General features: G+C 57.2%; 16 protein-coding genes. 12 read left to right on the top strand and 4 right to left on the bottom strand.

All coding sequences use genetic code 11. The annotated features are described in order from the left end of the window. Positions 1–3: 3 nt before the first annotated feature. The 7 genes from FD428_RS16595 to FD428_RS16565 all read left to right on the top strand — a co-directional run bounded on the left by FD428_RS16595 (position 4) and on the right by FD428_RS16565 (position 9,547). A complete protein-coding gene (locus tag FD428_RS16595; RefSeq protein WP_012133661.1) occupies positions 4–951 on the top strand; it encodes an iron-siderophore ABC transporter substrate-binding protein in 948 nt (315 codons plus the stop codon). Between the two features lie 2 nt (positions 952–953). After that, positions 954–1,847 carry a MurR/RpiR family transcriptional regulator gene (locus FD428_RS16590; RefSeq protein ID WP_012133660.1) on the top strand — a complete coding sequence of 298 codons (894 nt, stop codon included), beginning with the start codon at positions 954–956 and terminating at the stop codon, positions 1,845–1,847. A 188-nt stretch (positions 1,848–2,035) separates the two neighbouring features. Then, entirely contained in the window at positions 2,036–2,602 is a 567-nt protein-coding gene (locus FD428_RS16585; protein ID WP_047458599.1) for a TetR/AcrR family transcriptional regulator, read from the top strand. A gap of 160 nt (positions 2,603–2,762) precedes the next feature. Next, positions 2,763–3,884, top strand: coding sequence for an efflux RND transporter periplasmic adaptor subunit (locus tag FD428_RS16580; RefSeq protein WP_114847686.1), 1,122 nt, complete (start codon positions 2,763–2,765; stop codon positions 3,882–3,884). Next, positions 3,884–6,991, top strand: a complete 3,108-nt coding sequence (locus tag FD428_RS16575; protein WP_071259957.1) for an efflux RND transporter permease subunit — start codon at positions 3,884–3,886, stop codon at positions 6,989–6,991. The genes FD428_RS16580 and FD428_RS16575 overlap by 1 nt, the downstream gene beginning before the upstream one ends. A gap of 3 nt (positions 6,992–6,994) precedes the next feature. After that, positions 6,995–8,359, top strand: a complete 1,365-nt coding sequence (locus tag FD428_RS16570; protein ID WP_114847687.1) for an efflux transporter outer membrane subunit — start codon at positions 6,995–6,997, stop codon at positions 8,357–8,359. Positions 8,360–8,377: 18 nt separating this feature from the next. Beyond that, positions 8,378–9,547, top strand: coding sequence for a multidrug effflux MFS transporter (locus tag FD428_RS16565; protein WP_114847688.1), 1,170 nt, complete (start codon positions 8,378–8,380; stop codon positions 9,545–9,547). On the opposite strand, the gene FD428_RS16560 is transcribed toward FD428_RS16565, so the two are convergent. Continuing rightward, positions 9,513–10,145, bottom strand: coding sequence for a LysE family transporter (locus FD428_RS16560; RefSeq protein WP_012133652.1), 633 nt, complete (start codon positions 10,143–10,145; stop codon positions 9,513–9,515). The two genes, FD428_RS16565 and FD428_RS16560, sit on opposite strands and share 35 nt — an antisense overlap. A gap of 198 nt (positions 10,146–10,343) precedes the next feature. Here FD428_RS16560 and yahO point away from each other — a divergent pair, with 198 nt between their 5' ends. Then, the gene (gene yahO, locus FD428_RS16555; protein WP_114847689.1) at positions 10,344–10,619 is read left to right on the top strand and encodes a DUF1471 family periplasmic protein YahO; all 276 of its coding nucleotides are present in this window, start codon (positions 10,344–10,346) and stop codon (positions 10,617–10,619) included. A 211-nt stretch (positions 10,620–10,830) separates the two neighbouring features. On the opposite strand, the gene prpR is transcribed toward yahO, so the two are convergent. Next, positions 10,831–12,417, bottom strand: a complete 1,587-nt coding sequence (gene prpR, locus FD428_RS16550; protein ID WP_114847690.1) for a propionate catabolism operon regulatory protein PrpR — start codon at positions 12,415–12,417, stop codon at positions 10,831–10,833. Between the two features lie 265 nt (positions 12,418–12,682). Here prpR and prpB point away from each other — a divergent pair, with 265 nt between their 5' ends. The 4 genes from prpB (at position 12,683) to prpE (ending at position 18,264) form a co-directional block, all read left to right on the top strand. Then, positions 12,683–13,561 (top strand): methylisocitrate lyase, encoded by an 879-nt coding sequence (prpB, locus tag FD428_RS16545; RefSeq protein ID WP_024130618.1) that lies wholly within the window; start codon positions 12,683–12,685, stop codon positions 13,559–13,561. Between the two features lie 122 nt (positions 13,562–13,683). After that, complete coding sequence (prpC, locus tag FD428_RS16540) at positions 13,684–14,853, top strand: 2-methylcitrate synthase (RefSeq protein ID WP_047458582.1); 1,170 nt, start codon at positions 13,684–13,686, stop codon at positions 14,851–14,853. A gap of 39 nt (positions 14,854–14,892) precedes the next feature. Next, positions 14,893–16,344 carry a bifunctional 2-methylcitrate dehydratase/aconitate hydratase gene (locus tag FD428_RS16535; protein ID WP_114847691.1) on the top strand — a complete coding sequence of 484 codons (1,452 nt, stop codon included), beginning with the start codon at positions 14,893–14,895 and terminating at the stop codon, positions 16,342–16,344. Positions 16,345–16,377: 33 nt separating this feature from the next. Next, positions 16,378–18,264: a propionate--CoA ligase gene (prpE, locus tag FD428_RS16530; RefSeq protein WP_114847692.1), complete on the top strand. Its 1,887-nt coding sequence runs from the start codon at positions 16,378–16,380 to the stop codon at positions 18,262–18,264. Positions 18,265–18,360: 96 nt separating this feature from the next. Here prpE and FD428_RS16525 read toward each other — a convergent pair whose 3' ends face one another. Beyond that, positions 18,361–21,438 (bottom strand): beta-galactosidase, encoded by a 3,078-nt coding sequence (locus FD428_RS16525; protein WP_114847693.1) that lies wholly within the window; start codon positions 21,436–21,438, stop codon positions 18,361–18,363. A 121-nt stretch (positions 21,439–21,559) separates the two neighbouring features. Next, positions 21,560–22,642: a LacI family DNA-binding transcriptional regulator gene (locus tag FD428_RS16520; RefSeq protein ID WP_060815881.1), complete on the bottom strand. Its 1,083-nt coding sequence runs from the start codon at positions 22,640–22,642 to the stop codon at positions 21,560–21,562. Between the last annotated feature and the right edge of the window lie 56 nt (positions 22,643–22,698).

The following is a 22,698-nucleotide window of genomic DNA, read 5'->3' as shown; positions in this document are numbered from 1 at the left end:
TGTATGCGTTTACTTTTTTCGCTGTTGCTGCTGCTGGGGTGCTCTGTACAGGCAGAGGTTGCCACCCGGCCTTTTACCGACGATCTCGGACGCGTGGTGAACGTGCCGCTGCATCCGCAGCGCATTGTGTCATTACACGATCTTGATATCACCATTCCGCTGATTGAGCTGGGCGTTCCGCCGGTCGCCAGCCACGGCAGAACGCGTCCTGACGGCAGCCATTTCCTGCGTTCGGGCGCGCTGCTGACCGGCGTCGATTTTGATCATTCGACAATAAAGTTTATTGGTACGGCAGACATTGATATTGAAGCGATTGTCGCCGCGAAACCCGATTTGATCATCACCGAGCCGAGTCGCCATACGCCCATCGAACAACTGGAGAAAATCGCCCCGACGGTGAGCATTGATCATCTCGACGGCGGCGCGCCGGAAATTTACCGCAAGCTCGCGCAGCTTACCGGAACTCAGGCGCGACTGGCTATCCTGGAGCGTCGCTACCGGGAAGAGATTGACCGGTTGAAGCACACGGTGGATACCCAACACATTACGGTGTCAGTCATTCAGGCAAACCAAGGAAAAATCAATGCGTTGCACACCTATCATTCGTTAGGACGCGTCCTGCGCGATGCCGGATTTTCCTTCCCGAAACTGATCGACAGCATTCCGCCGGGAGGGCGGATTGACGTGAGCGCGGAGCGTCTGCCAGAGATGGATGCGGATTTTGTTTTTGCCACCTGGCGCGGTGATACCGGTGGTAAGCCGCAGGATGAAATTGCCGCGATGGATGCCGTGTTGCCGGGCTGGTGCGAGTTTCTTACCGCTTGCCAGCGCGGGCACTACGTTTTGATCTCCCGTGAAGAGGCGATTTCGAACTCCTTTGCATCACTCAGCCTGATGGTTGCACAGGTACAGTCGCATATTGCCGGGCGCCACTTACCGGAGGGGAAATAACCATGCTGACGGCGAAGAAAGTGAAAAATCGTATTGATGTCTACGGCGATCGCTTCCGGGCGCGGGCGCATCTGCTTTCGCCGAGGATGCAGGCGGTGGCGCGTTATATCCATGAGAACCGGGAAGTGGTACTGGAATTTACGGCGATAGAAATTGCGGCCGCCACTCAAACTTCTGACGCGACGGTTGTCCGGGCGATTCAGGCATTGGGGTTTGCCGGGCTGCGCGATTTAAAACAGACCATCGAACACTGGTTTGGCCCGGGTATCACCTCGGAAGAGAAAATGACGACCACGGTGAATACGCTTTCCTGCGATGTAAATTCGAGCATTGATTTTGTTCTGCAAGGGCATCAGCGCACCTGCGACGTGCTGTCTACGCCGCAAAACCGTTACGCGATTGCGCAGGCGGTCGCACTGTTGGTGGAGGCGCGTCAGGTGGGGATATTTGGCATTGGCGCATCCGGGATACTTGCGGACTACACGGCGCGTCTGCTCAGCCGTATTGGCTTGCCGTCGGTGGCGTTTAATCGTACCGGGATTAACCTGGCGGAACAGCTGATTGCGCTACAGCGGGGGGATGTGCTGATTATGATGGCACAGAAATCGCCGCATCGCGAAGGGTTGACGACCATCCGCGAGGCGAAGCGGTTGGGCGTGCCGGTGATTTTACTGACCAATGCGCTGGAATCACGTTTTAGCAAGGAGGCGGATGTGGTGATCAATGTGCCGCGCGGCGGTGAGAACGGGAAAATGCCGTTGCACGGTACGGTGCTGGTTTGCCTGGAAATGATCGTGTTGTCTGTCGCTTCGACAGCCCCGCAGCGTTCGATTAAGTCCGTTAAGCGCATCAATGAATTGTACCGGGGAATTGGAAAGTCAGGGGCAAAGAAATAAATTTAAATATTCTCTCCATTTGATTTTCAGATTTTTTTCATTAAATCTCCATAATCTCTCCATTATTTTCCTGGCAAATAATGCAGGAAAATAATAAGCAAAAAAATCCTTTTCAATGTGCGCAGGAGACGTATAATTAGCCAAAATGAGAACGATCATTCTCACTTTTGAGGTGACGAGGAGATGCGATGAGCAGCAAGCTGGAAATCCGCCAGAAACAACGACAGGATGAGATCATCAACGCCGCGCGCCAGTGCTTTCGCGCCAGCGGATTTCACGGCGCCAGCATGTCGCAGATCGCTGCTGAAGCCCGTCTCAGCGTGGGGCAAATCTATCGCTACTTCGCCAGTAAAGATGCCATTATCGAAGAGATGATCCGCCGTATTATCGACTATCGCATTACACAGATAGAAGATAAAACCCAGACGGAGCGTATCCCCGGAATCCTGGCCTGGCGGCAAACGCTGAGCGAGGATGATGATGCGCTGATGCTGGAGATGGCGGCTGAATCGACCCGCAATCCTCATGTTGCCGCGATGCTCGAAGAGGCGGATGCGCGGATGTTCGACAACGCCTGCGCGCACTTGAGAAAAACGTGTCCGCAACTTAGCGAGGTCCGCATCCGTTGCTGTGTTGAAGTGATTGCAACCATGATGGAAGGGGCGGTTTACCGTCGCCTGACGCCGCAAAAAAGTGACCCTGATGCGTTACAGGAGATATATCGGGATATCGTTACCATGCTTGTGAATGGCTGAATAAAGAATCTAATAATCAAAGGGAAATAAATTATTTCCCTTATTGTCGTTGTGAGAAATAGCTCATGACGCGATACCGCTGTACCTGAAATAACGTTCAGTCGCCTGGTGCTACCTTGTTAATTTTAACGGGGCAGGCGTTTCTCACCCTGGAAAAAAGATGAAATACATAACAACATCAATTATCGCGCTATTGTTATTATCCGGCTGTGATAATACGCAAACCGACAATACCGCTTCTCCGTCTCAGGAAGTGGGCGTCGTGACCCTTAAAACAGAACCCGTTTCTGTCGTCAGTGAACTGACCGGACGCACCAGCGCAGCGCTCAGTGCCGAAGTTCGCCCGCAGGTGGGGGGCATTATTCAAAAACGCCTGTTTAATGAGGGCGATATCGTCAAAGCGGGGCAGGCGCTGTATCAGATCGATCCCGCCAGCTATCGCGCCGCATGGAACGAAGCGAATGCCTCGCTCAGACAGGCGCAGGCGCTGGTGAATGCCGACTGCCAGAAGGCGCAACGTTACGCGCGGCTGGTTAACGATGACGGTGTTTCCCGCCAGGATGCCGATGATGCGCAGGCCACCTGTGCCCAGGACAAAGCCAGCGTGGAAGCAAAGAAAGCCGCATTAGAAAGCGCGCGTATCAATCTGGACTGGACCACCATTACCGCCCCGGTTTCCGGGCGCATTGGTATCTCATCCGTCACGCCCGGCGCGCTGGTGACGGCTTCACAGGAGACGGCGCTGGCGACCATTCGTGGGCTCGACACCATGTATGTCGATCTTACCCGCTCCAGCGTGGATTTGCTGCGCCTGCGTAAGCAGTCTCTGGCGACCAACAGCGATACCCTGAACGTGACGCTGACGCTTGAAGATGGCACGACCTATAGCGAAAAAGGAAAGTTAGCGCTGACGGAAGTGGCGGTAGATGAGTCTACAGGCTCAGTCACGCTGCGGGCGATTTTCCCCAACCCTCAACAGCAGCTGTTACCCGGTATGTTCGTTCACGCCCGCATTGATGAAGGGATCATGAACGATGCGATCCTCGCGCCGCAGCAGGGGATCACGCGCGATGCAAAAGGCAATGCGACAGCGCTGGTGGTCACTAAAGACAATAAAGTGGCGCAGCGTACCCTGGAAACAGGCGATACCTATGGGGATAAATGGCTGGTGCTGGACGGTTTACGTAGCGGCGACCGGTTGATCGTTGAGGGATCAAGTAAGGTCACGCCGGGTCAGCAGGTTAACGCCGTTGATGTACAACTGAACGGAGGCAAAGGCTGATGTTCTCCCGTTTCTTTGTGCGCAGACCCGTTTTCGCCTGGGTTATCGCCATTCTGATCATGCTGGCCGGTATTCTGGCGATTAAAACGCTGCCGGTTGCGCAGTATCCTGACGTGGCGCCGCCGTCGGTGAAAATCTCGGCGACCTATACCGGCGCTTCCGCTGAAACGCTGGAAAACAGCGTGACTCAGGTGATTGAACAGCAGCTTACCGGGCTGGATAACCTGCTCTATTTTACCTCGACCAGCAGTTCCGATGGTTCGGTCAGTATTGATGTCACCTTTGAACAGGGCACTGACCCTGACACCGCGCAGGTGCAGGTACAGAACAAGGTGCAGCAGGCGGAATCCCGCTTGCCGAGCGAGGTTCAACAATCCGGCGTCACGGTGGTGAAATCGCAAAGTAACTTCCTGCTGATTGCCGCCGTGTACGATAAGTCCGACCGGGCGAGCAGCTCAGATATCGCTGACTGGCTGGTGAGTAACGTACAGGACCCGCTGGCACGCGTGGAAGGGGTCGGGAGCCTACAGGTGTTTGGTGCGGAATACGCCATGCGTATCTGGCTGGACCCGGCGAAACTGGCCTCCTATTCTTTGATGCCGTCGGATGTGCAGAGCGCCATTGAAGCGCAAAACGTTCAGGTTTCCGCCGGGAAAATCGGTGCGTTACCTTCCCCTGACACACAGCAATTGACCGCTACGGTTCGCGCGCAGTCGCGCTTGCAGACGGTAGAACAATTCAAAAAGATCATTATCAAAAGCCAGTCTGACGGGGCCGTGGTACGCATCCAGGATGTGGCGCGCGTGGAGATGGGCAGTGAAGACTACACCGCCATCGCTAAACTCAACGGTCATCCGGCTGCGGGGGTTGCGGTCATGCTTGCGCCGGGGGCGAACGCGCTGGATACCGCCACGCTGGTAAAAGATAAAGTCGCTGAATTTAAACGGGATATGCCGCAGGGCTATGACGTGGCGTATCCGAAAGACAGCACTGAATTTATTAAGATCTCCGTAGAAGATGTGGTTCAGACGCTGTTTGAAGCCATCATTCTGGTGGTCTGCGTGATGTACCTGTTCTTGCAGAATCTTCGCGCCACGCTGATTCCGGCGCTGGCGGTTCCGGTCGTGCTGCTCGGTACTTTTGGCGTGCTGGCGCTGTTTGGCTACTCCATCAATACGCTGACGCTGTTTGCGATGGTGCTGGCGATAGGCCTGCTGGTCGATGACGCCATTGTGGTGGTGGAAAACGTCGAGCGTATTATGCGCGATGAAGGGCTGCCCGCGCGCGAAGCTACCGAAAAATCGATGGGGGAAATCGCTGGCGCGCTGGTGGCTATCGCTCTTGTTTTGTCTGCGGTATTCCTGCCGATGGCGTTCTTTGGCGGCTCTACCGGCGTCATTTATCGCCAGTTTTCAGTGACGATTATCTCGGCAATGCTGCTCTCGGTTGTGGTGGCGTTGACCCTGACCCCAGCCCTGTGCGGTTCGATTCTTAGCCATACCGCGCCGCATAAAAAGGGCTTCTTCGGGATATTCAACCGATTCTATAGCCGAACTGAACAGGGTTATCAGCGCGGCGTCCTGCATGTGCTGCGTCGCAGCGTCAGCGTGATGGGCGTTTATGCGCTGTTATGCGGGGCGATGGCGCTGGCGATGTGGAAGCTGCCCGGCAGCTTCTTACCGACCGAAGATCAGGGTGAAATTATGGTGCAGTACACCCTGCCCGCAGGGGCGACGGCGTCGCGAACCGCAGAGGTCAATCGTCAGGTGACAGACTGGTTTCTCAATAAAGAGAAGGCCAATACGGACGTTATTTTTACCGTCGATGGTTTTAGCTTCAGCGGCAGCGGGCAGAATGCCGGGATGGCGTTCGTTTCGCTGAAAAACTGGTCGGAGCGTAAAGGCGAAGAAAATACCGCACAGGCTATTGCGCTGCGTGCCAGTAAAGAACTGGGCGCCATTCGCGATGCGACGCTTTTTGCGATGACGCCGCCGTCGGTTGAGGGGCTGGGGCAAAGCAACGGCTTCTCTTTTGAGCTGATGGCGAATGGGGCGACCGATCGCGATACCCTGTTACAGATGCGTAATCAGCTGATCGCCCAGGCAAACCAGAGCGATATTCTGCACGCCGTGCGCGCAAATGACCTGCCGCAAATGCCGCAGCTTCAGGTGGATATCGACAGTAATAAGGCCGTCTCGCTGGGGCTTGGTTTAAGCGATGTGACCAGCACCTTATCCAGCGCCTGGGGGGGAACCTATGTCAATGACTTTATCGATCGCGGTCGCGTGAAGAAGGTCTACATTCAGGGCGACAGCGAGTTCCGTTCTTCGCCTGCGGACCTGGGCAAATGGTTCGTGCGCGGCAGCGATAACAGCATGACGCCCTTTTCCGCCTTCGCCACTACCCGTTGGGAGTACGGCCCGGAAAGTCTGGTGCGCTACAACGGCTCTGCCGCCTATGAGATTCAGGGAGAAAACGCCAGCGGTTTCAGCTCCGGCGCCGCGATGGACAAAATGGAAGCGCTGGCAAACAGCTTGCCTGCTGGCACCACATGGGCGTGGAGCGGGTTGTCATTGCAGGAAAAGCTGGCCAGCGGTCAAGCTATGAGCTTGTACGCCATCTCTATTCTGGTGGTTTTCCTCTGCCTGGCGGCGCTGTATGAAAGCTGGTCGGTACCGTTTTCGGTGATTCTGGTCATCCCTCTGGGGCTGTTAGGCGCGGCGCTGGCGGCCTGGATGCGTGATTTAAATAATGATGTTTACTTCCAGGTCGCGCTGCTGACCACCATCGGCCTGTCGTCGAAAAACGCCATTCTGATCGTCGAATTTGCCGAAGCTGCGGTCGCGGAAGGCTATTCCCTGAGCCGGGCTGCGCTGCGAGCGGCGCAGACCCGTTTACGCCCAATCATTATGACCTCTCTGGCCTTTATTGCCGGGGTTACGCCGCTGGCTATCGCCACAGGGGCCGGGGCGAACAGCCGTGTGGCGATCGGGACCGGAATCATCGGTGGGACATTAACCGCCACGCTGTTGGCTATCTTCTTCGTCCCGCTGTTCTTCGTGCTGGTTAGGCATCTGTTTACCCGCAAGTCCCGTCGTCAGGAGTAAGTTATGTTGCGTATTTTTCTCTTTGTTTTCGCTCTCCTGAGCGCAGGGTGTGTGTCGCTTGATCCGCACTACAGCACGCCCGATGCGCCGGTTCCGGCAAGTTTACCGGGTGCGCAGGGGCAGGGGAACGCTGTCAGCCGCGACTGGCAGCAGATTGTTAACGACGCGCGGCTGCAACAGGTGGTGAACACCGCCCTTAATAGTAACCGTGATGTACAAAAGGCGATTGCTGATATCGACTCCGCACGGGCGTTGTATGGCGAAGCGCGTGCCTCGTTGTTCCCGACGGTGAATGCTTCACTCAGTTCTACACGCAGCCGTACGCTGGCGAACGGAACCGGAACGAGCGCTGAAGCCGATGGCGCGGTGTCCAGCTTTGAGCTGGATCTGTTTGGCCGCAATCAGAGCCTGTCGCGGGCGGCGCGAGAAACCTGGCTTGCCAGCGAATTTACCGCGCAGAACACCCGTTTGACGTTAATTGCCGAGATCAGCACCGCGTGGCTGACCCTGGCGGCAGATAACAGCAATCTGGCGCTGGCCAGGGAGACGATGGCCAGTGCGGAAAACTCGCTGAAAATTGTTCAACGTCAGCAGCAGGTCGGGACAGCCGCCGCAACGGATGTCAGTGAAGTGATGAGCGTTTACCAGCAGGCGCGCGCCAGCGTAGCCAGTTATCAGACTCAGGTGGCGCAGGATATCAACGCCCTGAACCTGCTGGCGGGCACAACGCTGCCGGAAAGCGTGCTGCCCGGTACGCTGGAAAGCCTTGATGCGCAGGTGATTACGCTGGTGCCCGCTGGCGTCTCTTCTTCCGTGCTGTTGCGTCGGCCGGATATTCAGGAAGCGGAACATAACCTGAAAAGCGCCAATGCCGATATTGGCGCGGCGCGAGCGAATTTCTTCCCGACCATCTCCCTGACGGCAAGCGCCGGTGTCGGCAGCGATGCGCTCTCGTCCTTGTTCAGTCATGGCATGAAGGTGTGGTCGTTTGCGCCTTCCATTACGCTGCCGCTGTTTACCGGCGGCAGCAACCTGGCGCAGCTTCGCTATGCCGAAGCGCAAAAACGGGGACTCATTGCTACCTATGAAAAAACGGTGCAAAGCGCGTTCAAAGATGTGGCTGATGCGCTTGCCCGGCGTGCGACGCTGGATGAACAGCTGGATGCCCAGCGCCAGTATGTCGCCGCAGAACAAAAAACGCTGGATGTCGGGATGCGTCGCTATCGCGCCGGGGTCGGGGATTATCTGACCGTACTGACGGCGCAACGCACGCTGTGGTCGGCGCAGCAGACGCTTATCGCCCTGCAACTGACGGACAATGAAAACCGCATAACGCTCTGGCAGTCGCTCGGCGGCGGGGCCCGGTAATCAGAGGGAGGTGTTTTTATGGCGCGTGTGTCGCTTTCGTGGGTGCTGATCCTCGGTCTGTTAACCGGGATCGGGCCGCTGTGTACCGATCTTTATCTGCCCGCTCTGCCGGAGATGTCCGAACAGCTGGCAACGACGACCACCCTGACGCAACTGACGCTGACGTCTTCGCTGATCGGTCTTGGGCTTGGGCAACTGCTGTTTGGCCCGCTCAGCGACCGGATTGGTCGTAAGGTTCCGTTGATCCTGTCGCTGTTGCTGTTTATTGCCTCTTCGGTACTGTGCGCGACAACTCAGGATATTCACTGGCTGATCGTCTGGCGTTTTGTGCAGGGCGCGGCGGGGGCCGGTGGTTCGGTGCTCTCGCGCTCTATTGCGCGGGACAAATATCAGGGCGTGACCCTGACCCAGTTCTTCGCGCTGCTCATGACGGTGAACGGCATCGCCCCGGTGCTTTCTCCGGTTCTGGGCGGCTACATTGCCACCGCGTTTGACTGGCGTATGTTGTTTTGGGTAATGGCGGGGATTGCGACACTGCTTTTGCTCTGTTGCATCCTGTTTATCAGTGAGACGCTGCCGCAGCGAACGCGCGGCGCATCGTTATTTTCGACCGGGCGCAGCGTGGTGAAAAATCGTCTCTTTATGCGCTTTTGCCTGATGCAGGCCTTCATGCTGGCGGGGTTGTTTGCTTATATCGGCTCTTCGTCATTTGTGCTGCAAAGCGAGTATGGCTTAAGCCCGATGCAGTTCAGCCTGCTGTTTGGCCTTAATGGGATCGGGCTGATCGTCGCCTCGCTGATTTTTTCCCGTCTTGCGCGTCGAATCACGGCAATGACGCTGCTGCGCGGCGGCTTGCTGTTGGCCGTCATCTGCGCGTTAATCACCTTGCTCTGCGCCTGGCTACAGCAGCCGGTTCTGGCGCTGGTGGCGCTCTTTTTTACCGTCGCCTTTTGCAGCGGAATTGGCACCGTGGCGGGCGCAGAGGCGATGAGCGTGGTGGCTGTTCAGGAGTCAGGAACCGCCTCCGCGCTGATGGGGATGAGCATGTTTGTTTTCGGTGGCATCGCCGCGCCGTTGTCGGGGCTGGGCGGCGAAACCATGCTGAAAATGAGTCTGGCGGTGGCGCTCTGTTATGTGGCCGCTCTGCTACTGGCTAGCGGTGGTTCACGCCTTCGTAAATCAGCCTGAGGGCGAACACGCCGATGATCGCGCCAATCACCCTGCTGGCAATGCGCTGAATCCGCCCGTAAGCGCGGCGTACCGCCGGTAGGGAAAAGGCCTGGCTCAGGAAGATGCGCCAGATGACGGAAGAGAGCACGATGCCGGCCCAGGCCATCAGTCTTGCCCATGTCGGGGTTTCCGCGCTGAGCGTGACCGAGAAAATACTGATGAAAAACAGCACCGTCTGCGGATTTGACAGATCGGTTAGCAGTCCCCGGCGGAAGAACACGCTCCAGGGAGCGGAAATGGGCTGTTGCAGAGTCGGCATTTGCGGGGTGGCCTGATGGCGGATGCTGTTCCAGGCAAACCATAACAAATATGCGCCGCCGACGATTTTGATCAGCGAGAAAATTTCTTCGCACTGGGTAATCAGGGTCGCCATGCCAAACAGTCCCAGCCCGGAATAAATCGCATCGCCAAGCGCCACGCCCAGCCCCGTTAATACACCGGCCCGACGCCCGGAGGCGAGGCTGGTTTGTACCACCACAAAGAGGTTTGCGCCGGGGTTAAAGAAGGTTAAGACGAACAGGCTGACGGTCAGGACAACCGCGTGCAGAGGTTCCATAGTGAGATTTCCAGGGCCTGATAGTTAACGCCATACTATTTATAGTAAAAGTGCAGGGGTGAGAGAAAGATCACAAATTATGATACATCCGGCTGACTGGATTTTTCCGCTAATCTCAACTAGTTATTTAATCACTCAGAACAGAGCATCCGTTCCGAGAAGGCGATGATAGCGTAATAACACAACCGGAGCTTTTATATGAAGACAGGATATAAAGTATTGATTGGTGCGTTAGCGTTTGTCGTAACCAACGTCTATGCCGCGGAACTGTTGACAAAGGTCGAGTTTGAGAAAGTGGCGTCGCAATACACGAAGATAGGCACCATTAATACCAGCAACGAGACGTCAACTATGGAGGCAAAAGAGGATCTGCTTAAAAAGGCCGATGAAAAAGGGGCTGATGTGGTCGTACTGACCTCCGGGCAAACCGATAATAAAATTCATGGTACTGCGGATATCTACAAGAAAAAATAAGCTGTCATTGTGCCGGATGGCGACGTAAAACGTCTTATCCGGCCTACGGTTCAGTGCTGCTCGTAGCTCGTAGGCCGGATAAGCGTCAGCGCCATCCGGCAATAAGTTCTCACTCTGCTCGTAGGCCGGATAAGCGTCAGCGCCATCCGGCGATAAGTCCTCACTCTGCTCGTAGGCCGGATAAGCGTCAGCGCCATCCGGCGATAAACCTTCACTCTTTTAATCGTCGCCAGAATGTCGTCCGGCTAATACCCAGATATCGCGCCGCCGCGGTTTTATCGCCGTTAAACTGCGCCAGAACCTGCTGCGGCGTAAGCGCTGATGGCGCTTCGGGAATCGTCGCCAGCTCGGGTAAAAACTGCTGTAAAAACTGGCTATCCAGACTGGGCTGCGGCTCGACGCTTAAAAAAAGCGCCAGGCGCTCCATCATATTCCGCAGCTCGCGAATATTGCCGGGCCAGGCATAGCGCAGAAGAATGGTCTGGCTTTGCGCCAGCCCCTCGCGCACCGATTCGCCAAACGGCGCGTCTAATGCCGCCAGGGACTGTTTCAAAAATCCCTCTGCCAGCGGCACGATATCTGACGGGCGCTCCCGAAGGGGCGGAAGCGTCAGGCGCAGAATGCTGAGACGATAAAACAGATCGGTGCGAAATTGCCCCTGCTTTATCGCCTGTTCCAGATTGCAGTGCGTGGCGCTGATAACCCGTACATCCACCGGGACAGGCTGATGCCCGCCAACGCGCGTCACCTCTTTCTCTTCCAGTACGCGCAGCAGGCGGGTCTGTAAGGGCAGGGGCATTTCCCCGATCTCATCCAGAAACAGCGTCCCGCCGTGGGCGATTTCAAACAGACCGGCGCGTCCGCCGCGTCGGGAACCGGTAAATGCCCCCTCCTCATAACCGAATAACTCTGCTTCAAGCAGCGATTCGGTAATTGCGCCGCAGTTAATGGCCACAAACGGAGGCGTTTTTTTACCGCTGCGCTGGCCCCGACGGGCAAAAAACTCGCGGTGAATCGCCTGCGCCGCCAGCTCTTTACCGGTGCCGGTCTCGCCCTGAATCAACACCGCCGCGCTGGAGCGGGCGTACAGCATGATCGTATGGCGAACCTGCTCCATTTGCGCGGAATGGCCGCGCATATCTCCCAGATCGTAGCGGGTGCGCAGCCCGTTGCCGGAGGCATATTGGCCGCCATGTTGCAGCGTCAGCCGGGTCATATCCAGCGCATCGCTAAACGCCTGACGCACGGTGGCCGCAGAATAGATAAAAATGCCGGTCATCCCGGCTTCTTCCGCCAGATCGGTAATTAGCCCTGCGCCGACTGCCGCCTCAATGCCGTTGGCTTTCAGTTCATTAATTTGCCCACGGGCATCCTCTTCGGTGATGTAGCTGCGCTGTTCCAGACGCAAATTAAACGTTTTTTGAAAGGCGATCAGCGCGGGGATCGTCTCCTGGTAAGTGATAACGCCAATGGACGAGGTCAGTTTGCCGGCTTTCGCCAGCGCCTGGAGCACGTCGAATCCGCTGGGTTTTATCAGGATCACCGGTATGGAGAGGCGGCTTTTTAAATAAGCGCCGTTGGAACCCGCCGCGATAATGGCGTCACAGCGCTCGGTCGCCAGTTTTTTACGGATATAGTTCACCGCTTTTTCAAACCCAAGCTGGATGGGGGTGATGGTCGCCAGATGGTCGAACTCCAGGCTGATGTCGCGAAACAGCTCGAACAGACGCGTTACCGAGACCGTCCAGATCACCGGCTTGTCATGATTATCGCGAGCGGGAAGGTGCGTGTCAGCCATAGCAGTTGATGTTGTATTGAGGGACCGAGATTTTGTTTTAGTCGTGTTTCATAAATGTTGCAATGAAACAGCGCGAACCGTTTCATGAAACGTTAGCTGACACGCTTTTGTCCTGATGAAAGGTATGGTTAAGTTTGTATTTTTTGTTATTTGTTTGAATTATAAGAAAAAACAAAATTCTCTCTTTTTCAGCGACCGCTCTGGCATTCCCTTTGCTTTATGTGAATCAACATTAAATAACAAGTTGATAACAAGAGGACGGGATATGTCTCTACACTCTCCGGGCCAGGCGTTTCGCGCTGCGCTCACCAAAGAAAACCCCTTACAGATCGTCGGCGCCATCAATGCCAATCACGCATTGCTGGCCCAGCGCGCAGGCTATCAGGCGATTTACCTTTCCGGCGGCGGCGTGGCGGCGGGATCGCTGGGTCTGCCGGATCTGGGGATCTCCACGCTGGATGATGTGTTGACCGACATCCGCCGTATTACCGACGTTTGCCCGCTGCCGCTGCTGGTGGATGCCGACATCGGCTTTGGTTCCTCCGCCTTTAACGTGGCGCGTACGGTGAAGTCGATGATCAAAGCCGGCGCCGCTGCGCTGCATATCGAAGATCAGATCGGCGCGAAACGCTGCGGCCATCGCCCGAATAAGGCGATCGTGTCCAAAGAGGAGATGGTGGACAGGATTCGTGCGGCGGTGGATGCGCGTACCGATCCTGACTTCGTGATCATGGCGCGTACCGATGCGCTGGCGGTGGAAGGACTAGAGGCGGCGATCGATCGCGCGCGGGCTTATGTGGAAGCGGGGGCCGACATGCTGTTCCCGGAAGCGATTACTGAGCTGTCAATGTATCGCCAGTTCGCCGATGCCGTACCGGTGCCGATCCTGGCGAATATCACGGAGTTTGGCGCGACGCCGCTGTTTACCACCGACGAACTGCGCAGCGCTAACGTGGCGATGGCGCTCTACCCGCTGTCGGCATTTCGCGCCATGAATCGCGCTGCCGAGCGTGTCTACAACGTGCTGCGCCAGGAAGGCACGCAAAAAAACGTTATCGACATTATGCAGACCCGCAACGAGCTGTACGAAAGCATCAATTATTACCAGTACGAAGAGAAGCTGGATGCGCTGAACCTGAAGTAGACCCGTAGGCCGGATAAACGAAGTGCCATCCGGCAATGCCCGATGGCGGCTGCGCCTTATCCGGCCTACGGCGGCGAAACGTACACCCTCAATACCCTACATATAACAATGACGAGGACAACATGAGCGATACGACGATCCTGCAAAACAACACACATGTCATTAAGCCTAAGAAATCTGTCGCATTATCGGGCGTTCCGGCCGGAAATACCGCGTTGTGTACCGTGGGAAAAAGCGGCAACGACTTACACTATCGCGGGTACGATATTCTCGATCTTGCGGAGCATTGTGAATTTGAAGAAGTCGCGCATCTGTTAATTCACGGCAAATTGCCCAATAGCGACGAACTCCATGCCTATAAAAATAAACTGAAAGCATTGCGTGGATTACCGGCCAATGTACGCACCGTGCTGGAAGCATTGCCTGCGGCGTCGCACCCGATGGATGTCATGCGCACCGGCGTGTCGGCGCTCGGCTGTACGCTGCCGGAAAAAGAGGGGCATACCGTTTCCGGCGCGCGCGATATCGCCGACAAACTGCTGGCCTCGCTCAGTTCCATCCTGCTCTACTGGTATCACTACAGTCATAACGGCGAACGTATTCAGCCGGAAACTGACGACGACTCCGTCGGTAGCCATTTCCTGCATCTGCTGCACGGCGAGAAGCCGTCGCAAAGCTGGGAAAAGGCGATGCACATCTCGCTGGTGCTGTATGCCGAGCATGAATTCAACGCGTCCACTTTCACCAGCCGGGTGATTGCAGGGACGGGCTCCGATGTCTACTCCGCCATCATCGGCGCGATTGGCGCGCTGCGCGGCCCGAAGCACGGCGGGGCGAATGAGGTATCGCTGGAAATTCAGCAGCGCTACGAAACGCCGGAGGAAGCCGAGGCGGATATCCGCAAACGCATTGAAAATAAAGAGGTGATCATTGGTTTCGGCCATCCGGTCTACACCATTGCCGATCCGCGCCATCAGGTGATCAAACGTGTGGCGAAACAGCTTTCGGAGGCCGGTGGTTCGCTGAAGATGTACAACATCGCCGACCGTCTGGAAAACGTGATGTGGGAATCGAAAAAGATGTTCCCCAACCTCGACTGGTTCTCGGCGGTCTCCTACAACATGATGGGCGTCCCCACCGAAATGTTCACCCCGCTGTTTGTGATCGCCCGCGTCACCGGCTGGGCGGCGCACATCATCGAACAGCGTCAGGACAACAAAATTATCCGACCTTCCGCCAATTATACCGGCCCGGAAGATCGCGAATTTATTCCGCTGGATCAGCGCCAATAACTTTATTTCTCTAACGATAAAACGCAGGAAATGTACCCTATGTCCGCACAAATAATGAACATTCGCCCGGAATTTGACCGTGAAATCGTGGATATCGTCGATTACGTCATGAACTACGACATCACCTCTAAAGTGGCCTGGGACACCGCCCACTACTGCTTGCTCGACACGCTGGGCTGCGGTCTGGAAGCGCTGGAATATCCGGCCTGTAAAAAACTGCTGGGGCCGATCGTTCCGGGCACCGTCGTGCCGAACGGCGTACGCGTACCGGGCACCCAGTTTCAGCTCGATCCGGTGCAGGCGGCGTTTAATATCGGCGCGATGATCCGCTGGCTCGACTTCAACGATACCTGGCTGGCGGCAGAGTGGGGCCACCCCTCTGATAACCTCGGCGGGATTCTGGCAACGGCGGACTGGCTGTCGCGTAATGCGGTTGCCGCAGGCAAAGCGCCGCTGACCATGAAGCAGGTGCTGGCCGGGATGATCAAAGCCCATGAGATTCAGGGCTGCATCGCGCTGGAAAATTCCTTCAACCGCGTCGGCCTGGATCACGTACTGCTGGTCAAAGTGGCTTCGACAGCGGTTGTCGCCGAAATGCTGGGGCTGACGCGTGATGAGATCCTCAACGCGGTGTCGCTGGCGTGGGTGGATGGTCAGTCGCTGCGCACCTATCGCCATGCGCCAAACACCGGTACACGTAAGTCCTGGGCGGCGGGCGATGCCACCTCCCGTGCGGTGCGTCTGGCGCTGATGGCAAAAACCGGTGAGATGGGCTATCCGTCGGCGCTGACGGCGAAAACCTGGGGCTTTTATGACGTCTCTTTCAACGCCGAGCCGTTTCGCTTCCAGCGTCCGTATGGTTCTTACGTCATGGAAAACGTGCTGTTCAAAATCTCCTTCCCGGCGGAGTTCCACTCGCAGACGGCGGTTGAAGCCGCCATGACCCTCTTTGAACAGATGCAGGCGGCGGGTAAAACGGCGGCGGATATTGAGAAGGTGACGATTCGCACCCATGAAGCCTGCATTCGCATCATCGACAAAAAAGGACCGTTGAATAACCCGGCCGACCGCGACCACTGCATTCAGTACATGGTGGCGATCCCGCTACTGTTCGGGCGCTTAACGGCGGCGGATTATGAGGACGGCGTAGCGCAGGACAAACGCATTGACGCCCTGCGCGAGAAGATAACCTGCTTTGAAGACCCGGCGTTTACCGCCGACTACCACGACCCGGAAAAACGCGCCATCGCCAACGCTATCACCCTTGAATTTACCGATGGTTCACAGTTTGCCGAGGTGGTAGTGGAGTACCCGATTGGCCACGCTCGCCGCCGCGCCGACGGCATTCCGAAGCTTATCGATAAATTCAAAATCAACCTGGCGCGTCAGTTCCCGACCCGTCAGCAGCAGCGCATTCTGGATGTCTCCCTGGACAGAACTCGCCTGGAGCAGATGCCGGTCAATGAATACCTCGACTTATTTGTCATCTGAGCCAGCAGGCAGTAAGTTCAACAGGAGAGCTTCATGTCTTTTAGCGAGTTTTATCAGCGTTCCATTACGCAGCCGGCGTCGTTCTGGGCCGAGCAGGCCCGACGTATCGACTGGCAGCAGCCGTTTACCCAAACGCTGGATCACAGCGATCCGCCGTTTGCCCGCTGGTTTTGCGGCGGAACCACTAATTTGTGCCATAACGCTATCGACCGCTGGCTGGATAAGCAGCCGGATGCGCTGGCGCTGATTGCCGTCTCTTCTGAAACGGAAGAGGAGCGCACGTTTACCTTCAGCCAGTTGTATGACGAAGTGAACGTGGTGGCGTCGATGCTGTTGTCGCTGGGCGTGCAGCGTGGCGACCGGGTGCTGGTTTACATGCCGATGATTGCCGAGGCGCACATTACGCTGCTGGCCTGCGCGCGGATTGGCGCGATTCATTCGGTGGTGTTCGGCGGTTTTGCCTCGCACAGCGTAGCGGCGCGAATCGACGACGCTAAGCCGGTGCTGATTGTCTCGGCAGACGCCGGGGCGCGCGGCGGTAAGATTCTGCCGTATAAAAAGCTGCTGGATGATGCCATCGCGCAGGCGCAGCATCAGCCGCGCCACGTTTTGCTGGTGGATCGCGGGCTGGCGAAAATGGCGCGAGTACCGACGCGCGATCTCGATTTTGCGTCGCTGCGTCAGCAGCATCTCGGGGCGCGGGTGCCGGTGGCCTGGCTGGAATCCAATGAGATCTCCTGCATTCTCTATACCTCCGGCACGACCGGAAAACCGAAAGGCGTACAGCGCGACGTCGGCGGCTATGCGGTGGCGCTGGCAACCTCGATGGACACTATCTTCGGCGGCAAAGCGGGCGGCGTGTTCTTTTGCGCGTCGGATATCGGTTGGGTTGTGGGGCACTCCTATATTGTCTACGCGCCGTTGCTGGCAGGCATGGCAACCATCGTTTATGAAGGGTTGCCGACGTACCCAGACTGCGGCGTCTGGTGGAAGATCGTAGAGAAATACCGCGTCAGCCGGATGTTCTCTGCGCCGACCGCCATCCGCGTGTTGAAGAAGTTTCCGACGGCGCAGATCCGCAATCACGATCTCTCCTCGCTGGAGGTGCTCTATCTGGCCGGTGAGCCGCTGGATGAGCCGACGGCCGCCTGGGTGACGGAGACGCTGGATGTGCCGGTTATCGACAACTACTGGCAGACCGAGTCCGGCTGGCCGATTATGGCGATCGCCCGCGCGCTGGACGACCGGCCTTCACGGCTGGGCAGCCCCGGCGTACCGATGTACGGCTATAACGTGCAGCTGCTCAACGAGGTCACTGGTGAACCTTGCGAGGTGAACGAGAAGGGGATGCTGGTCATTGAGGGGCCGCTGCCGCCTGGCTGCGTTCAGACTATCTGGGGGGACGATGCACGTTTTGTGAATACCTACTGGTCGCTGTTCTCGCGTCAGGTGTACGCCACTTTCGACTGGGGGATTCGCGACGCGGACGGCTATTATTTCATCCTCGGGCGCACCGATGATGTGATCAACGTCGCCGGGCACCGTCTGGGCACGCGCGAGATCGAGGAAAGCATTTCCAGTTACCCGAACGTGGCGGAAGTGGCGGTGGTGGGGGTGAAAGATGCGCTGAAGGGGCAGGTGGCGGTAGCGTTTGTGATCCCGAAACAGAGCGACACGCTAGAGGACAGGGACGTGGCGCAAACGGAAGAGAAGGCGATTATGTCGCTGGTGGACAGTCAGATCGGTAATTTTGGCCGCCCGGCGCACGTCTGGTTTGTTTCACAGTTGCCGAAAACACGTTCTGGCAAAATGCTGCGTCGTACGATTCAGGCGATTTGCGAAGGCCGCGATCCGGGCGATTTGTCCACGCTTGACGATCCCGCTTCATTGCAACAAATCCGTCAGGTGATTGAGGAGTAACCGAGGTGCCCGATGGCGTTATCGCTTATCGGGCCAGGAAGAAAATGTATCGCAGGCCGGATACGGTGCTTGCACCGTCATCCGGCAGTTTCCCTTTTACCGCCAGCTTATCTGGTAGTGGTAGCGCCCGGCGCTGAGCTGATATTCCGCAGAGACAGAAGGGCTCCAGGAGTCATCGCCGCCCACGCCCATATGGAAACCGTCAATATTGAGCCAGGTGCCCGCTTCCGGCTGGAGCAGATGGCGGTGGCTGGTTTCCATCAGCTGTTTCTGGCTATAGCGACCGATGTTGAACTGAAAATCGCCGCGCCACTGATGCGCGCCATAGCGCAATTCACGCGTTCCGCAGCGCAGGCCGTTTTCGCTCGGGAAAACATACGGGGTGTACATCTCTTCCAGCGGCAGATCCCAGCGATCAAAGCAGGCGGCAGAGAGACGATCCGGGTAGTTTTCGTGCGGGCCTAACCCCAGCCAGTTAACCCGCTCCGCCACCTGCGCAAGCTGGCAGCTCAGGCCGATGCGCGCCGGATGCGGTGTCCCGCTGGCGACGTCAACATCTACCGTTATCTGCATTTCACCGTTGCCGTCGATACGGTAGGTTTTCCGGCTGATGAACAGCGTCTCGCCCTGATACTGCCAGGCGTGGGCGGTGGTAATCAGTACCGCGCTGGCAAGCGTGTCGGCATCGCATTGCAGTAATACCGCTTTAGCCTGGTAATGACCGGCGGCCTTCCAGCGTTCAACCCAGGCGTTAGGGTCGATGCGGGTTGCTTCGCTCACGCCGATGTCGTTGTCCAGCGGCGCGCGGGTGAACTGATCGACAAGCGGAGTCAGCAACTGTGCCTCTTCGCCAATCCAGAATTGCGTCAATACGCCCAGTTGGCGGCTGAACTCCCAGCGTTTCTCGCCTGCGACAATACGGAATGCCGTCCCGCTGCTGGTGAGGTGTGGCGCGTTGCCAGCGTGCTGCGGCCACTGCGTAGCGAGTTTTTCGCCGAGCTTCCACTGTTGCCAGGCGCTGATATGTCCGGCTTGCGACCACGCGGTTGCCTGCGGCTGTTCAACGCGTACCGTCAGCCACAGCTGGCCTGCGGTTTCCGCTTCCGGGAGCGCTGGCAGCGCGATGATCTGACGTCCCTGCGGCGGGATATCCAGCGTCACAACGCCTGCGGTCAGCGGGTTGCCATCCAGCGCCAGTGACCAGTGGAGCACCTCGTTATCGCTATGGCGGAACAGGTATTCGCTGGTCACTTCAATCTGGCATTCGGCTCCCGGCAGCAGCACAAACTGGAAAAACTGCTGCGCGTGTTTGGCTTCATACAGTGACGGATGCGGCGTACGGTCGGCGAACACCAGGCCGTTCATACAGAACTGACGGTCGTTAGGCGTGTCGCCAAAGTCGCCGCCGTAGGCTGACCACGGCCGACCGTCGTCGTCATATTTGATAAGCGACTGATCCACCCAGTCCCAGACAAAACCGCCTTGCAGGCGCGGATACTGGCGAAACGCCTGCCAGTATTTCGCGTAACCTCCGAGGCTGTTGCCCATCGCGTGGGCGTATTCACACAGGATCAGCGGGCGCTGCTCGCCCGGCATCGACAGCCATTTTTTGATCGACCATTTCGGTACGGCGGGGAAGGGCTGATCCTGATCGACGCGGGCGTACATCGGGCAAATGATGTCGGTTGCCGCCGTATTCGCGCCGCCGCCTTCATACTGCACAGGGCGGGAGGGATCTTCCGACTTAATCCAGCGGTACAGCGCGTCGTGGTTGGCGCCGTGCCCGGACTCGTTGCCCAGTGACCAGATAATAATGCTCGGATGGTTGCGGTCGCGCTGTACCATCCGCGTCACACGCTGGCTCATGGCGGGCAGCCAGACCGGATCGTCGCTCAGGCGATTCATCGGCACCATGCCGTGGGTTTCGATATTGGCCTCATCCACCACGTACAGGCCGTAGCGATCGCACAGGGTGTACCACAGCGGGTGATTCGGATAATGGGAGCAGCGCACGGCGTTAAAATTGTTCTGCTTCATCAGCAGAATGTCTTTAATCATGGTCTCTTTATCCATCACCTGGCCGTTTTCCGGGTGATGTTCATGGCGGTTGGCGCCGCGGATCAGCAGCGGCTTACCGTTTAACAGCAGCAGACCGTTTTCAATGCTGACCTGACGGAAACCGACGTCGCAGGCTTCGGCTTCAATCAGCGTGCCATCGGCGGCGTGTAGCTGTACAACGGCACGATACAGATGCGGGGTCTCCGCGCTCCACAGCGCCGGGTGTTCGACATTCAGACGAAGGGTTGTGCGATCAGGGTAAGCGCCGCGCTCATCAATGATCCCGCTGCCGAGCGGGGCGGTTTTTTCTCCGACGAATGTTTCGCTATCCCACAGTTGCACCGTCACGCGTAAATCATCGCGTCGTTCCCCCGTCGCTCTGACCTCCGCTTCCAGCACTGCGCGGCTGAAATCATCGTTGAAGCGGGTGTTGATGCGCAGGTCACGGATTTGCGTTGCCGGTTTATGCAGCAGCGAGACGTCGCGAAAGATGCCGCTCATCCGCCACATATCCTGATCTTCCAGATAGCTGCCGTCACTCCAGCGCAGCACCATTACCGCGAGGCGGTTTTCACCATTAAGCAAAAAATGCGTGAGATCGAATTCAGACGGCAGACGGCTGTCCTGACCGTATCCGACCCAGCGACCGTTGCACCACAAATGGAAGGCGGAGTTCACGCCATCAAAAATGATCCGCGTCTGGCCTGCCTGTAGCCAGTCTGCGTCAATACTGAATGTGAGCGAGTAACATCCGGTTGGGTTATCTGCCGGAACGAACGGCGGGTTAACCGGAATGGGATAGGTGACGTTGGTATAAATGGGGGCGTCGTAACCGTCCATTTGCCAGTTAGACGGCACGCGCACGCTATCCGCCTGTTGCAGATCGCTTGTCCGCCAGCTCTCTGGTACTGCTTCAGGCGCTGAAAACCAGGCAAACGTCCATTCACCGTTCAGGCTGCGCTTTTGTGCGGAGTCACGGTTCACGCGGGCGTCATCGGCATTACGCCAGCTGCAAAAAGGAGGGTGCGCCTCCAGGCGATTAAGTTGCGTTACGCCAGGGTTTTCCCAGTCGCGACGTTTCAGAACGACGGCGAGTGAATCTGCATTCTGGGGCATAGCGGTATCCTGATTGGGTTTGTTATTCGCTCACAATTTCAGTCAAAATACGAAGAAGGGATTCCTGCTGTAAAGGACAGGAGGTTCAATGAGTGAACTGACTCACACAATTGTTATGCGTTCACATTTTCGGCGCTAACAGCGAAACCTGCCGAGCCAGTTGGATCAGGGAGTCGGCCAACGCCTGCGGAGAAGTGACCTGAGCATTGGGGGGCTGCACGGTTTTACGCTGAACCAATGAAACGGGGAGTCGCTGGTTATCGGTGGCGGGTTCGCCACGGGAGAGTTGCAGCAGTTTGTCGACGCTGGTTGCGCCAAGCAGGGGGAAATTCTGTCTGATGGTGGTCAGCGGTGGGATGTAGCAGGCGCTGTCTTCGGTGTCATCGTAGCCTATCACCGAGATATCCTGCGGGATGCGCAGGCCAAACTCGGCGATCGCCCGCATGGCGCCCAGCGCCATCTGATCGTTAGCCACCAGTATTGCGGTGGGCATCGTTCCGTCATTGAGCATCTGCATGGTTTGCTGGAAGCCGGACATCGCGCTCCAGTCGCCTTCCGTTTCTGCCACCGGTCGCAGCTGATAGTGGGTCAGATATTTATGCCAGCCCGCCAGTCTTAGCCGTGCAGAGACGGACGAGCGCGGCCCTGTCAACAGCGCGATGCGCTGGTGCCCGTGTTCTACCAGATGCTCAACGCCCAGACGCGCGCCGTCGTCATGGGAAAAAATAATGCTGTTAACGGGGAACCGATCGGACACGTCGAGAAACAGTACCGGCACGTTGCCGCAGGCGGCGGCAACGGCAATGGCATCGTTCTCATCAAGCGGGTAGTTGATGATCAACCCGCTTACCCGCTGCGCCAGCAGGTTATGTACCGCCGCTTTGCAGGCGTCTACTCCGTTGCGCTCCACCATCGCGATCACCACGCTGGCGCCTGACCTGTCGGCGCGGGATTTAATCGCCGCGACAATTTGCGACGGCGCGTGCAGCGCGAGGTTAGCGGTGGCGACACCGATGAGCGGGGTTTGTTTACCCGCCAGCTGCTGCGCGACGCGATTGGGAATGTAATTCAGCTCCGCCATCGCGGCTTCGACTTTTTCACGGGTTTTGGCGGAAACGTGGCTGGCCTGATTCACCACGCGAGAGACGGTCTGATAAGAGACGCCTGCACGGTCTGCAACATCATAGAGCGTTACCGGTTTCACATTCATCACCCTGAATTTGTTGTTATCTGCGCGTTATGATGCCACACCCTGAAGGT

This window comes from Citrobacter sp. TBCP-5362 (assembly GCF_005406305.1).
Taxonomy (GTDB): Bacteria; Pseudomonadota; Gammaproteobacteria; order Enterobacterales; family Enterobacteriaceae; genus Citrobacter_B; species Citrobacter_B koseri.
The sequence above is the reverse complement of the archived record's forward strand: the minus strand, read 5'-3'. Positions and strand labels throughout refer to the sequence as shown.

Bases quoted from the DNA above. Each gene is read 5' to 3' on its own strand.
- yahO (WP_114847689.1), top strand. From the start codon at position 10,344: ATGAAGACAGGATATAAAGTATTGATTGGTGCGTTAGCGTTTGTCGTA.
- FD428_RS16565 (WP_114847688.1), top strand. From the start codon at position 8,378: ATGGCGCGTGTGTCGCTTTCGTGGGTGCTGATCCTCGGTCTGTTAACC.
- FD428_RS16535 (WP_114847691.1), top strand. From the start codon at position 14,893: ATGTCCGCACAAATAATGAACATTCGCCCGGAATTTGACCGTGAAATC.
- prpE (WP_114847692.1), top strand. From the start codon at position 16,378: ATGTCTTTTAGCGAGTTTTATCAGCGTTCCATTACGCAGCCGGCGTCG.
- FD428_RS16560 (WP_012133652.1), bottom strand. From the start codon at position 10,145: ATGGAACCTCTGCACGCGGTTGTCCTGACCGTCAGCCTGTTCGTCTTA.
- FD428_RS16525 (WP_114847693.1), bottom strand. From the start codon at position 21,438: ATGCCCCAGAATGCAGATTCACTCGCCGTCGTTCTGAAACGTCGCGAC.
- FD428_RS16570 (WP_114847687.1), top strand. From the start codon at position 6,995: ATGTTGCGTATTTTTCTCTTTGTTTTCGCTCTCCTGAGCGCAGGGTGT.
- FD428_RS16580 (WP_114847686.1), top strand. From the start codon at position 2,763: ATGAAATACATAACAACATCAATTATCGCGCTATTGTTATTATCCGGC.
- FD428_RS16575 (WP_071259957.1), top strand. From the start codon at position 3,884: ATGTTCTCCCGTTTCTTTGTGCGCAGACCCGTTTTCGCCTGGGTTATC.
- FD428_RS16585 (WP_047458599.1), top strand. From the start codon at position 2,036: ATGAGCAGCAAGCTGGAAATCCGCCAGAAACAACGACAGGATGAGATC.
- FD428_RS16595 (WP_012133661.1), top strand. From the start codon at position 4: ATGCGTTTACTTTTTTCGCTGTTGCTGCTGCTGGGGTGCTCTGTACAG.
- FD428_RS16590 (WP_012133660.1), top strand. From the start codon at position 954: ATGCTGACGGCGAAGAAAGTGAAAAATCGTATTGATGTCTACGGCGAT.
- prpR (WP_114847690.1), bottom strand. From the start codon at position 12,417: ATGGCTGACACGCACCTTCCCGCTCGCGATAATCATGACAAGCCGGTG.
- prpB (WP_024130618.1), top strand. From the start codon at position 12,683: ATGTCTCTACACTCTCCGGGCCAGGCGTTTCGCGCTGCGCTCACCAAA.
- prpC (WP_047458582.1), top strand. From the start codon at position 13,684: ATGAGCGATACGACGATCCTGCAAAACAACACACATGTCATTAAGCCT.